At 65.0% G+C, this 12,865-nt stretch carries 12 protein-coding genes; 1 reads left to right on the top strand and 11 read right to left on the bottom strand.

What is annotated here, in order from left to right:
• Positions 1-134: 134 nt before the first annotated feature.
• The 10 genes from VFA60_12760 to VFA60_12715 form a co-directional block, all read right to left on the bottom strand.
• Positions 135-740, bottom strand: coding sequence for a hypothetical protein (locus VFA60_12760; GenBank protein ID HZQ92660.1), 606 nt, complete (start codon positions 738-740; stop codon positions 135-137).
• Positions 741-831: 91 nt separating this feature from the next.
• Entirely contained in the window at positions 832-1,536 is a 705-nt protein-coding gene (locus VFA60_12755) for a hypothetical protein (protein HZQ92659.1), read from the bottom strand.
• The gene (locus VFA60_12750) at positions 1,533-2,123 is read right to left on the bottom strand and encodes a hypothetical protein (protein ID HZQ92658.1); all 591 of its coding nucleotides are present in this window, start codon (positions 2,121-2,123) and stop codon (positions 1,533-1,535) included. The genes VFA60_12755 and VFA60_12750 overlap by 4 nt, the downstream gene beginning before the upstream one ends.
• A gap of 184 nt (positions 2,124-2,307) precedes the next feature.
• Positions 2,308-3,198, bottom strand: coding sequence for a hypothetical protein (locus VFA60_12745; GenBank protein HZQ92657.1), 891 nt, complete (start codon positions 3,196-3,198; stop codon positions 2,308-2,310).
• Between the two features lie 187 nt (positions 3,199-3,385).
• Complete coding sequence (locus tag VFA60_12740; protein HZQ92656.1) at positions 3,386-5,056, bottom strand: GspE/PulE family protein; 1,671 nt, start codon at positions 5,054-5,056, stop codon at positions 3,386-3,388.
• A 135-nt stretch (positions 5,057-5,191) separates the two neighbouring features.
• Entirely contained in the window at positions 5,192-6,403 is a 1,212-nt protein-coding gene (locus tag VFA60_12735) for a type II secretion system F family protein (protein ID HZQ92655.1), read from the bottom strand.
• A gap of 211 nt (positions 6,404-6,614) precedes the next feature.
• Positions 6,615-7,283: an outer membrane lipoprotein chaperone LolA gene (lolA, locus tag VFA60_12730; protein ID HZQ92654.1), complete on the bottom strand. Its 669-nt coding sequence runs from the start codon at positions 7,281-7,283 to the stop codon at positions 6,615-6,617.
• Between the two features lie 71 nt (positions 7,284-7,354).
• A complete protein-coding gene (locus VFA60_12725; GenBank protein HZQ92653.1) occupies positions 7,355-8,287 on the bottom strand; it encodes a hypothetical protein in 933 nt (310 codons plus the stop codon).
• Between the two features lie 10 nt (positions 8,288-8,297).
• Positions 8,298-9,098, bottom strand: coding sequence for an ABC transporter permease (locus VFA60_12720; GenBank protein HZQ92652.1), 801 nt, complete (start codon positions 9,096-9,098; stop codon positions 8,298-8,300).
• On the bottom strand, positions 9,095-10,048 hold the full coding sequence (locus VFA60_12715; GenBank protein HZQ92651.1) for an ABC transporter ATP-binding protein: 954 nt from the start codon (positions 10,046-10,048) through the stop codon (positions 9,095-9,097). Before VFA60_12715 ends, VFA60_12720 begins: the two co-directional genes overlap by 4 nt.
• 317 nt (positions 10,049-10,365) lie before the next feature.
• Between VFA60_12715 and VFA60_12710 the strand changes: the two genes are divergently transcribed.
• Positions 10,366-12,120, top strand: coding sequence for a tetratricopeptide repeat protein (locus VFA60_12710; GenBank protein HZQ92650.1), 1,755 nt, complete (start codon positions 10,366-10,368; stop codon positions 12,118-12,120).
• Between the two features lie 285 nt (positions 12,121-12,405).
• Here the strand turns inward: VFA60_12710 and VFA60_12705 are convergent, their stop codons facing one another.
• Positions 12,406-12,864 carry a pili assembly chaperone gene (locus VFA60_12705; protein HZQ92649.1) on the bottom strand — a complete coding sequence of 153 codons (459 nt, stop codon included), beginning with the start codon at positions 12,862-12,864 and terminating at the stop codon, positions 12,406-12,408.
• Position 12,865: the final 1 nt, after the last annotated feature.

Here is a 12,865-nt window from a genome sequence, read left to right as displayed (position 1 = left end):
CGGCTCGTCGCTTCTCGCGCAGCAGTGGCCGGATCGCTTCCCACTGCGCATCGCTCAGGTGCATGCATCGGGTTTGCTCTAAATCGTTGCTGGATCAAAGTGTTAAGTCAGTTTCTCTATTTATGAGATAGGTTCTAGCCGGGTTGCAGGGCCAGGGTCTGGGTGTTGTTGTTGAGCACGTCCTGGATTTCGACGGTGTTGTTGCCGATGCGCAGGACCTTGTAGCGGCGGTTGACGAGGTCGCCCTCGCCGGCGACGAAGACGTCTTCGCCGTCAGCGAGGAAGACGCGCTTGGGCTCGCCGGGCTTGCTGGCGTATCCGAAGAAGCGGAGTGTAATGGGCGGGGGCGGAGGCGGCGGCGGCGGACCTTGCGGTTCCTCCGTGGTGACGCGCTCGACCGGCTTCGGGATGGGCCCGGGTTCGGCTTCGGCGCGGAAGATGTTGCGTCCGTTGCCGGCGTACTCGGTCTGCTCGCTGGACTTGAGCAAATCGAGCTTGAGACGCGGGTCGGCTGAGGGCGCGAGCACGGCGTTACCCTTGCCGGGCGCGACGCGGCGGGCGGCGCGCGAACGGGGTTGGCGTCGCTGCGCCTGCTGCGCGGCGGTGGGGGTTGTGTCCGACGACGCCTGGGCAGCCGACGGCGTGCTGCTGGTGAGAGTGCGCACCAGCATGAGCAGCGCGAGGAGGCCGAGAGCGGCGGCCAGCAGCGTCTTGTTGCGATTTTCGGCGCCGAGCTTCACAAAGGCAGTTTCAAGTTTCCAGTTTCTAGTTTCCAGCTAAATCAAGGCAAAACCAAATTCAAACCGCAGGGGACGCGGAGGGCGCACGGGACTACTTGCCCGTGCTCGGCCGCGGCGTCACCTGCTTCCTGGGCGCTGACTGGTTGCTTTTACGGTCCCCTTTGCTGGCGTCGGCGTTTTCCGGAGCAGCGACGCCGGTTGCGTCATCGCTCAGGCCTGAGGGCTGTCCGTCGCCCGTCGCATTTGAAGCCTGAGTCGCGGCTTCGGCGGAACGCACGTAGCTTTCGAGCTTGAGTTCGAGGCGAACGGCGCCGCCCTGCTGCTCGGCGAGGGCCACGCTGTCAACGATGAAGAACATGCGGTCGCGCTCGAGCGCGTTGATGAATTTTACGACTTTGAGATAGTCACCGGCGACGGCGGCGTCGATTTCGAGCCGGCGGAGGCCGTCAATGGGCGCGTCGCCGGAGTTGTAGCGGACGGCGGAGAAGCGCACGCCGTTCTCCTTGGCGAGTTGGCCGAGTTCAGCGACGACGGCGGAATCGCGGGCAGGGACACGGGCCCTGAGAAACGAGTCGACCTGATCGCCGGCCTCGACGAGCTTCTTGTCGATATCGCGCAGGGGCAGCGTTTTGTGGAGCTGGTCCTGCCACTCCTTGCGAACGCGCTCGAATTCCTGCTGGCGTGAAGCGCGCGAGCCGGCGATGGGCGTCATTAAAAAGACAGCGGCGGCTGCATCCACCACGAGGCAGACGATGATCAGGGCGAGGATGCGCCGGCGGAGAAGGCGCGTGTTCATGGCCGCGCCTCCTGCTGCGGCTTCTCTTGCGCAAGCCTGGGCACGTAGAGCGCCGCGATCTGGAACTGCATTTCGCCGCCGGCGTCGTTTTCGGACTGGAGCTCGGGCTGGCGGAAGGTCTTGGATTCCTCCATGCGGCGGAGAAGTTCGAGGGCGCGGTCGCGCGAGTCGCCGGCGAGCACCATGCGGATTTCGAGCTGATTGTCGGCGTCGAGCTCGGGCCGGATGGAGACCACGTGGAGGCGCGGCGGCATGATCTTCTCCAGGTCGCTGAAGGCCTGCGTCCAGGAGAAGGCCTTGTGGGCGATGAGGTCGTTGACGAAGGCGGCGCGGTCGCGGACGGTGCGGTTGGCCGGCAGATCAAGCACGGCCTGGCCGCGGCGGGCTTCGTCGCGCAGGCGGGCGATGTCGGCTCGCTTGTCGGAGATTTCGCGATTCACGTCGCGGGCGCGGGTGAAGCCGTGCACGGCGAACGCGACCAGCAGCGCGGTGGCGGCGAGCGTGAGCGCCAGGAAACCGCCCCAGCGGACGTAGAAGTCGCGGACGTTTTCGTAAGGCCGCGAGGCGAGATTGAGGTCCAGGCGCATTAGCTGAGTGCCGACTTGCCGAATTGCGGAATCGCCGAACTGCCTGTTGGCGTCTCGGTCGCGAGTTTCACCTGGTCCGGGCTTGTGTTACCCACCCCGTCGCCAAGAGAAGGAGAAAAGGGCGGGGCGCCCAGGGTCGTGGCCCCGACCGAAAAACGAGCAACGCGAGATGAGAAACGGCCTTTCATGCTTGCAGGGCCCCGATCACGCCGGCGAGCAGGCCGCGCGGGGTGGAGTCGCCGGTGTAGCTGGCGGCCAGGCTGGAGCTGCTGATCAGCTCGTGAACCTTGGCGGTGGCGTACGGCTCGATTTCGGCGCGCAGGCGGTTGGCGTCGGCGGCGCCGGAGACCAGGATGCGCTCGATGGGCGCGCCGTAGGTGTCCTGGAAAAAGACCAGCAGGGGATAGATGTCGTCGGCGAGCTGGTCGGAGACGCCGTTGTGACCGCGTGTGTTCTCCATGGTGCGGACCAGGCGCAGCTCGCCTTGATCCACGATGGCGACCGTGGTGGTGGCGGCGTCGGACTTGACGAGCAGAGTCGGACGCGAGGGGTCGACGGCGCCAAGAGCGGCGGCGAGCGACGGCAGGACCACGCCGGGGGAGTAGCCGGCGTCGCGGATGGCGCTCTCGTACTCCTCGACAGTGGAAGCGAGCGCGACGGCGGCGGCAACGCGAACGGCGCCGGGCACGCGAAAGGCGTGGTAGGAGAGCGCGGCCCGTTCGGCGTCGAAGGGCAAAAGCTTTTTCAGGCGGAAGCGGATGAGTGGCAGCGCTTCGGCGGGGCGGTCGGGGAGCGTGTCGAAGTCGAGCAGCATGGTGCGCACGGCGGCGTCGGGCAGCACGGCGGTGAGGTCGCGGGTGCGGGCGTCGATGGCGGCGAGCGCGTCCTGGACGGCGGTGGCGAGGGCGGTGGGGCCGGCGACGTTAGGCGCCGTCAGATTGGGAGACACGGCCGCCGGCGGGAGCGAACGCGAGGCGTAGGCCTGCACGGCGCCGTGGGAGCCGCGGGCGGCGATGACCGCGTCGGCGGTGATCTCGATGGCGACGGGCGGGCGGGATGTGGTGGCGGTGGGCATGCGGTTCGTCGTTAGGCGTTGGTCGTTCGTCCCTCGCTCCCCATGTTAGCGCCGCAAAAACGGTAGCGCGGAATGTGGGGCAGCGTCTTTCAATTCTCCCGTCCCAGTATTCGTCGTTGCGTGCCGCCGGGCGAGGGCGCCCGGCGCCACACCGTGCAATGCGTCGTGGCGCCGACTACGGGCTGCCTCATCGGGTCGTCTCGATGAACGTGACCTTATTGATCTCCTTTAGCGTGGTGACGCCGGCGCGGACTTTGGCGAGCGCCGATTCGCGCAGGAAGCGCATGCCTTCTTCGTGCGCGGCCTTGCGGATTTCCGATGTCGGTTTGCGGTCGAGAATCATCTCGCGAACGCGGTCGGTCATGTCGAGCAGTTCGTGGATGGCGGTGCGTCCGTGGAAGCCGGTGCCGGCGCACTCCATGCATCCTTTGCCTTCGTACAACGGGACGGTGCGCCATTCGGCGGGCGCGAGGCCGCTCGACTCCAGCGTCTCGTCATCGTAGCGCACCTCGCGGCGGCAGCGCGGGCAGATGATGCGGACCAATCTCTGAGCGAGGATGCAGTTGAGGGCGCTGACGAAGTTGTACGGCTCCACGCCCATGTTGAGGAAGCGGCCGAGCACGTCGACCACGTTGTTGGCGTGCACGGTGGTAAACACCAGGTGGCCGGTGAGGGCGGACTGGATGGCGATCTGCGCGGTTTCGGTGTCGCGGATTTCGCCGACCATGATCTTGTCGGGATCGTGGCGCAGGATGGAGCGCAGGCCGCGGGCGAAGGTGAGCCCCTTCTTCTCGTTGACCGGAATCTGGGTGATGCCGCGGATCTGGTACTCGACCGGGTCTTCGATGGTGATGATCTTGTCTTCGTCGGTCTTGATCTCGTTGACGGCGGCGTAGAGCGTGGTCGTCTTGCCGCTGCCGGTAGGACCGGTGACGAGCACCATGCCGTAGGGCTCGGAGATGTAGCGGCGGAACTTGCGCAGGTCGTCGTCACTGAAGCCGACCACGTCGAGCGTGAGCGAGCGGAACTTCTCGCTCATGGACTCCTTGTCGAGGACGCGGAGAACGGCGTCTTCGCCGTGAATGCTGGGCATGATGGAGACGCGGAAGTCGATGGGGCGCGGCGGCGAGCCGTAAAGCACGCGGAAGCGGCCGTCCTGCGGGACGCGGCGCTCGGCGATGTCGAGCTCGCTCATGACCTTGATGCGCGAGATGATGGTGGAGTGGTGCTCGCGCGAAATCGGGTTCATGGCGTTCTGCAGCACGCCGTCAATGCGGTACTTGATCTGGACGGCGTCGTCGCGGGTTTCGATGTGAATGTCGGACGCGCGGCGCTGGAGCGCGGTGAAGATGGTCGTGTTCACCAGGTGGACGATGCGGCTGGACTCGGTCTCACTGGTGAGCTTCTCGATGGAGATGGTCTCGTCGCCGGTCTCCTCTTCGTGAATGACGTCGAGGGTGAAGCCCTCGCTGGCCTCTTCCAGGACGCGCTGTGACTGCTCGGTCTTCTTGAGAATGTCGGTGATCTGGGCGAGGGTGGCGACCTTGGTGTGGATGCGGCGACCAAGGCGCAGGCCGATTTCGTCGACCATCATCAGCTGGCTGGGGTCGGCGATGGCGATGACGAGGCGTCCGTCTTCGCGTTCCTCAAGCGGGACAAAGTTGTAGTGGAACATCAGGTCCACGGGGACCTTGCGGAAGAGGTCGTGATGGATCTGGAAGTCGCCGAGGTCGACGAACTCGGAGCGGTAGCGGCGCGCCAGGTCGCGGGCGCGGACCTCCTGGTCAGCCAGGTCCTGGACCGTGAGGCGGGCGCCGTTGCCGCCGCCGTTGACGAAGAGTGATTTCTTTTCTGCCATCAAAAAACCCAGTTTCCCGTTTCACGTTTCACGAAAGCCAAAACCAATAGCTGACCACGAAGGTCACGAAGCTTGCACGAAGGGCACGAAGGAAGAACGTGAAACCTCGAAACGCGAAACCTGAAACCTGCTTTCCTAGTGTCTGCCAATTCCGGCCCCCAGCGAGAAGATTGGCATATAGAGCGACAACAGGACAAAGCCAACGACGGCGCCCATGAAAACCAGGATCACCGGTTCGATGAGCGACATGGCGGCGGAGAGCGCCGTCTGCACGTCCTCTTCATAGAACTCTGCGGCGGAGGTGAGCATGGCCGGCAGCGCGCCGGTGGATTCGCCCACCTCGGTCATTTCGACGGCCAGCTCGGGGAAGAGTTTCGCCTCTTCCATGCTGGCGGAGAGTGAACGCCCCTCGCGCACGCGATTGCCGGCGTGAACGATGGCGTCGGAGAGCAGGCGGCTGTTCATGGAGCTGCCGGCGGTTTCCAGCGCCGGAACCAGCGGCAGGCCGCCGGAGAGCAACGTGGCCATCATGCGGGAGAAGATGGCGATCTGGTACTTCAGCCAAATGTCGCCCAGCACGGGGATGCTCAGGCGGAGGCGGTCCACTGCGGCGGCGCCGGAACTGGTGCGCTGCCACCGCCAAACGACGAAGGCAAGCAGCGCGAGGCCCGCGATGATCAACGGAAAGTAGTTCCGCAGGGTCACGCCCACGTTCAGCATGAAGACGGTGAGGGGCGGAAGCTCGGCGTCGAGCTGTTTGTAGAGTTGCGCGAACTGCGGCACCACGTAGGTGATCAGGAAGATGAGCATGGCGACCACCAGCGTGGTGAGCAGCGCGGGATACACGAGCGACGCCAGCAGCTTCTTGCGGAAGGTAACGGCAAGGCGCTGAAACGCGATGTAGCGTTTGAGGACCTCTTCCAGGTTGCCGCTCTTTTCGCCGGCAAGCAGGGTCGTGGTGTAGATCCTGGGAATTCCGGGCTGCGCTTCGAAGGCCTCGCTGAGCAGGGCGCCGGCGCGAACGCGAGCGCGCACGTCATCGAGCAGCGCCTTGAAGCCGGCATTGCGCTGGCGGCGAATGAGCAGGTCGAGCGCGGTGACGATCGGAAGCCCGGCGCGAATCAGCGTGACGAACTGCTCGTTGAAAATAACGAAGGGTTCGAGCTTGATACGGCGGCGGCGCAGGCCCAGGTCACCCGAGGTGAGCAGGCCGCGCGAGCGCACCGAGTAGACCAGGTAGCCCTTCTGGGCGAAGCGGTCGCGGACCTCGGACTCGGTCTGGGCACTCTCGACCTGTTCCAGAACGTGGCCCCGCTCGTCAGCCACTTTGACCAGGAATTCTGCCATTTGCGCTATTTCAGTCTAACACTCGTAAGTACAGTGAATAGTGAACAGTGGATAGTGGAAAGTAGCGTGGACTGTGGGCGTGAGCACGTTCCCAGGCCGCGGCTGAAGCCGCTGAAATTGCAGGGTCTAGTCGCAGGGCTGAAGCCCGGCGCTTCCACCGAAAAAGTGCGCATTTGCGAGTAGCCGAGCGCTGACTGCTGAATGCTGCTTCTCACAAGCTGCTCTCTTCGACGACTTCCACTCCGTCGGGTGGTTTGAACCTGAACAGGGCGCTGTCGACCGGGGCGTTGGGCTCGATGTTGGTGAAGCGGAACTCGGTGGTGGCGCCGTCCACTTCTTCGACGCGGATGCGGATGATCTGTCCCGCGGGGTTGACTTCGATTTGGACCTGCTGGACGCGGTCCTCCATGCCTTTCGGAATGCCGCGGAGGATGGTGGTGTCTGGGTTCAGCGGGTGGACGTCTGTGGCGATGGAGAGGCCGTTGAGTTCCTTCCGGAGCCTGGTTTTGCCGAGCAGGAAGCGGAGCGGGGAGCGAAGGTCGTCGAGCTTCTTGATGTCGGCCTTGCGCGCCTGGCGCTCGCCCGGAACGTAGAACCAGGCGGTGCTGCCGTCGGCGACGAAGAGCTTGGCGCGGGGAGAGGCGTAGTCCCAGCGCATGCGTCCGGGCTTCTTGAGCAAGAGTGTGCCGGATTCGGTGCGGTCGATGCCTGCGCCGCGATAGGTTTCGGTAAACGCGGCCTTCATGGAGGAGAGCCGGTTGTAGTAGCGGTCGACGCGGGAGGCGACGTCGGAGACGGATTGGGCGCGGGCGGCGGTGGCGAAAAGTATTCCCCACGTTAGCGCCGCAGAGAGCGCGGCGCGAACGCGGGGCGCCGTCAAAAGCTTGGTTGCGCGTGGCATCTGTGTCGTCCCGCCACTGTATTTGATGTTCCCGCCGGTGCTCTGGATGGTCAGTCACCAGGCAGAGAGAGCGGCGGAGACGGAATATTACCGGGCCCCATCTGCGGCGGCCTGCCGTACTTGATGAACGGCAGGTCCTGCGGGGATTGCACGTAGACGTGGCCGTCAGGCGCGAGGCGGTAGGGCTTGCCGAGCGGGTCGGTTGGGATACGACGCAGGAATCCGGTGGCGACCAGTTCGTTCCAGTTGGCGAGAGGCCGGCCGAAGCGGGAACGGAAGTCGTCAATAATTTTTTCCAGGCGCTGGACGTCGTCGTCAACCTGAAGCGCGCGGAGGTGCTGCGCGGCGTTGCGGCGGATGCTGGCGTCTTCGGTGCTTTCGTAAATTTTGCCCCAGAGCAGGCGGGCCAAGTCGCGCTCGCTGGCGTGCTGGGCGAGGATGGCAGCCATGATCTTCATCCAGGGCTGGGCGCCGGGGAGGCGGGAACCTTGCTCGAAGGTGTGCGCGGCGGCGGAGTAGTCGTGCAGCTCGAGCGCCTGGATGTAGCCGAGGTGGTAGTAAAGGCGCCAGGCGCCGGGATTCGTCTGGATGCCCCGACGGACAAGTTCAATGGCCTTTTCCGGCTGGCCGGCGCCTTCGGGCGGCTGCTGCGCCAGAAAGATGGAGCCGAATTCGTAGGCGATCATGAGCCGCGGGTCGAGCTGCGTGGTGATGTCGAGCAGCGGAGAAAGCAGCGGGTAGTGCGCGGCACGCTCGTGATGCCTGGAGCCGAAGTACTGCACGGCGCGCGTCCAGTAGAGGTCGGCCATGAGGCCGGTGTAGCCGAGGCTGAGGCGGCGCAGCACGGGGGCGGAGGGGATGTAGAGCTCTTCGTCAGTGGCGGAAAGGCGCAGGCGGTCGAGGGCGCGCACGGTGGCGACGGCGCCGGTCATGGAGCCGACCAGCAGCACGAGGAAAACGACGGTGGCGCGGCGGGAGGTCACGGGAGCGAACTCACTTGAGGTCCCTGCGGTCAAAGATCAGCACGGCGCCGCTGATGGCGGCGGCGGCATAGAGCAGCGTGTAGATGGTGTTGAACAGGAGCAGGCGGCCGGAGACGGCCTCGCCGTGGGCGACCGGCGAGATGACGTTGAGCGCGGCGAAATTCGGCACGATGTAGGCGACGGCGGCACTGGCCCAGCGGGTGACGCCGGTGACCATGGCGGCGAAGGAACGCAGCTCTTCGGCGAACGATCCGATGACGAAAAAGGCAAAGGCGAGCACGGAACTCTCGATGGGCGTGGAGAAGGAGGAAAAGAGCAGAGCCAACGCCGTCATGAGCACGAACTGGAGAACGATGAAGTAGAGGGCGGCGAGCAGGGAAACGTCCTGCGCGGAGAAGCCGTGGGTCACATAGAAGAGCGCGGCGAAGAAGCCCAGCGCCATCAGCGAGGTGTTGACAACGAGCGTGCCGGAGAGTCCGAGGAACTTGCCGACGATGAACTCCCAGCGGCGCACCGGGCGCGAGAGCACGGTGTAGAGGGTGCGCTTGTCGATTTCCTTGGAGACGAGGCCGATGCCGATGAAGATGGCGATCAGGATTCCGAACAGGGAAATCGCCGTGAGGCCGAGGTTGATGAGGACGATCTTCTCGATGCCGATGGAAATCTGGCCGAAGAGCACGGCCGCGCCCACCAGGACCAGCGCGAAGACGATCAGGTTGTAAAGCACGCGGTCGCGCACCGCCTCGCGGAAGGTGTTGGCGGCGATGGCAGTGAGGCGCGAGATGGTGGTGGAGTGCGTGGCGGAGGTCATCGGCGGGCCTCGACTTTGGTTGGCGCCGTGGACGGGCTGCTGGCGAGCTGGGCGACGAAGTAGTCCTCGAGCGTGGTGCGCACGGGCGTGACGGCGATGAGGCGCGCGCCGGAGCGGCGGAGGGCGTCAATGGCGGCGTCGAGCTCGTCTTCGGGGAGGACGGCGCGGGCGGTTTCGCCCGTGACGTGGGTCTGCGCTCCGAGGGCCTGAAGCGACGCGGTAGCGGCGGCGCCGCGATAGAGGACCTCGACGCGTCCTTTGACGCCGGCGGTGAGCTCGCTGACGGCGCCCACGCCGCGCAGCTCGCCCTTGTGCAGAATGGCGACGCGGTCGCAGAGGGCCTCGGCGTCGGAGAGGATGTGGGTGGAGAAGAAGACGGTCTTGCCCTCGTCCTTCAGGTCCTGAATGATGTCGCGGACTTCGCGGCGGCCGATGGGGTCGAGGCCGGACATGGGCTCGTCGAGGAAGACGACGCCGGGATCGTGCAGGATCGCCTGCGCGATGCCCACGCGCTGGAGCATTCCCTTGGAGAATTTGCGGAGCTGGAGCCGTGCGGCGTGCGCGAGGCCGACGCGCTCGATCATGCGGCGTGCGCGGTCGGCCCGTTCGCCGGCCGGAATGCCGGAGAGCTGGGCGTAATAGATGAGGAGCTCGGTGGCGGTCAGGTAGTCGTAGAAATAAGGTTGTTCGGGCAGGAATCCGATGCGCGCCTTGACGGCCGGCGAATCGTGAGGAAGGCCGAGGATGCGCGCGCGTCCGGCGGTGGGGCAGACCAGGCCCATGAGGAGCTTCAGCGTCGTAGTCTTGCCGGCGCCATTGGGGCCGAGATAGCCGAAAACTTCTCCCTGGCGGACGGCGAGCGTAAGCGGACGCAACGCAATGCGCGGGCGCGCGCGCCAGAAACCCACGCGGTAGCGCTTTTCCAGCGCCTCTGTTTCGATGGCGTTCATCTGGGCCGGCGGTGGGGATTATATAGAAGGGTTGTCCGTTGTTCGTCGCTGGTCGCTGGCGAGTGCGGCGCGAGCGGCGCTGGCAAACCTGAAAAAGCGGTCCACACCATGGACATGAAGGACGCACGAAGGCATTGCGCAAGCGGCCCAGACCGGCGCGACGGTGGGCGATGCTGGCGGCAGCGACGCAGGTCGCTCGCGCAAACGACGCGCTCGGGACAACAGTTCCTGAGAGAACCGCGTTGATGCGCCGGCGGCCAGAGTGCCCGTCACTACAACGCGCAGGTTGCGTTGTATGATGCGGCGAATCCTTTCGCATGGGCCTTTCTCCCAAGCTTTCTCCTGCGCACGGGCGTGATGCATCGGAGCGGGCGGCACGGCCACTGGTTGTGGTCGGGCTGGCGCTGACTGCGCTGGTGTACGCCGATACGCTGCGTTTCGAGTTCGTGTTCGACGACAACGTGCAGATCCTGCACAACCCGGCGCTGGGTTCGTGGAGTTCGCTGCCGGGTTTCTTCACACATCACTTGTGGGAGTTTGTAGCCAGCGGCGGGCTGGGCAGTTTTTATCGGCCGATTTTCATGGCATGGCTCCTGGCCAACTACAAACTTTTTGGAACCGACCCTGCGCCCTGGCACGCTACAACGGTGCTGGTCCATCTGGTCGCGACGTACCTAAGCTACCTGCTTGCGCGGCGGATTACAGCGACGGCGTGGACTGCAGCGGTGGCGGCTGTGCTGTTCGGGCTCCATCCTGTCCACATCGAGACGGCGGCGTGGATTTCGGGCGTGGGCGACTCGCTCTATTCGGCCTTCGTGTTGGGAGCATTTGTCTGCTATCTCCGACGACGCGAGATGAAAACTGCAGCGGCGTACGGCTGGACGGCCGCGGGCATGTTGCTGTTCGGCATGGGGCTGTTGAGCAAGGAGCCGGCAATGCTGTTTCCGGTGCTTCTTGTGGGTTACGAATTGCTGTTTCCGCAGCGGGAGACCGGGCCGGGGCAGCGACTGCGGGCGGCGGCTGTTGCGGTGGCGCCGTACATGTTTGTGCTGCTCCTCTACCTTGTGGAGCGAGTGCGTGTTCTGGAGGGATTCGCGCATGGCATGACGGCTGTGCCTTGGTCTACGAAACTGCTTACCTGGCCGTCGCTGTTGTGGTTTTACGTCAAGCACCTGGTTTGGCCGGTGGGGCTGAGTGCGTTCTATGAAACACCGTATGTTTTCCAGGCACGGTCTTGGCAATTCGTGGCGCCGCTGTTGTTGGTGCTGGTGATGGCAGCGGCGGCGATTTGGGCGTGGCGGCGGTCGCGTTCGGCGGCGGTGGGATTCGCGCTGCTGCTGGTCGCGGCGCCGCTGGCGCCGGCGCTGAGGATCGAGACCTTCCAGTGGGGAGAGCTGGCGCACGACAGGTACCTTTATCTGCCAGTGCTGGGCTTCACGATGCTGGTAGCCATGGCGCTGGAGCAGATTCCGGCGATGGGGCGGCAGCTGTTCGGGCGTCCGGCGGGAGGGGTAGCGGCGGCGTTGCTGCTGGCGTCGGCGTACGCGGCAGGATCGGCGACGCAGAACGTGCACTGGGCGAACACGCTGCTGCTGTACGCGCGCGGTGCGGAAATCGCACCCAACAACGTACACACCTTGACGCCACTGGCCGACGAACTGTTTCGCAGGGGGAGAACGGAGGAGGCGCTCATTGTGATGCGCCGGATGACGGAGCTGGCGCCGTCCGATCCCGACCCAACGTTCCTGCTCGGGCACCGGTACTACTCGCTAAAGCAGTATACCGAGGCGGAGCGGTACTTCATCGCGAGCATCGAACGCGATCCGAAGATGGCGGCGCCGAATTATTTTCTCGGGTTGACGCGGATTGCGACCGGACGTGTGACGGAGGCGGAGGCGCCGCTGCGGCGCGCAATTGAGTTGCTGCCGGCGGGCAGGGGATTTCACCAGGCGCTGGCGACGGTGCTGGAGGCACGCGGGGATCGGGCGGGTGCGCGGGCGGAGTTGGAGACTGAACTGAGGAACGATCCCGAGAATGCGGAGGCGAGGGCGGAGTTGCAGAAGTTGAGGTGAAGGCTGCGGGCGAAAAAAGCACGGTCCCGCGCGCGAACGCGGCACCCGGGATGAGACTTCCGGGAAGTAAGAATGCAAGGGCGAGACGTAGCAAGCTGCGTCCCTACACAAACAGGAAATCCCTGCAATGCTGGGTCAGGCAGGGATCTTTCGACTCGGCCTCGCTGACGCCTGGCCTTCGCTGAGGATGACAACAAAGAACCAAACAAGAAGACAAGGGGCCCGGATTTCTCCAGGCCCCTTGTGGCTCGTACCCTCCCCCAGGTACTTCGCCAAATCAAAGCCTTACTGCAGGGCCGAACCGCTCGAGGTGCAGGTGGTGCCGCTGCCGCCCGAGTCGTACTTGATCACGCCCGACTGGTCGGAGCAGAACGCGCGCTGGCCCGTCTGGCCAATCGCCACCGGCACACCCTGCGACTGGTAGGTCACAAGGATCGTGCTGGAACCGGCGGCCGTGCAGCCCGTCAGAGCAAAGGTGTAGCCGCTCTTGGCGCCGCTGGCCAGAACGCTGTCAATCAGGCCGGCGGACGTCGAGGTCGCCGAAGCGGAACCCGACGGCGGTCCAAGATTCGCGAGCGTGCAAGTGAAGCCCAGGTCCGGATAGGTGGACGAGTAGGTGACTTCAGCTGTGTTGAGCGTGCGGATCGAGCCCACCGCCGACGATTCGTTGGCGGCGATGCGCGAACGCAGCAGGTTCGGAATTGCGATCGCGGCGATGATCAGAATGATCGCCACCACGATCAGC

It is taken from the genome of Terriglobales bacterium (assembly GCA_035651995.1).
In the GTDB taxonomy this organism is placed as follows: domain Bacteria; phylum Acidobacteriota; class Terriglobia; order Terriglobales; family Acidobacteriaceae; genus DASRER01.
This window is presented reverse-complemented; position numbering and strand designations above follow the sequence as displayed.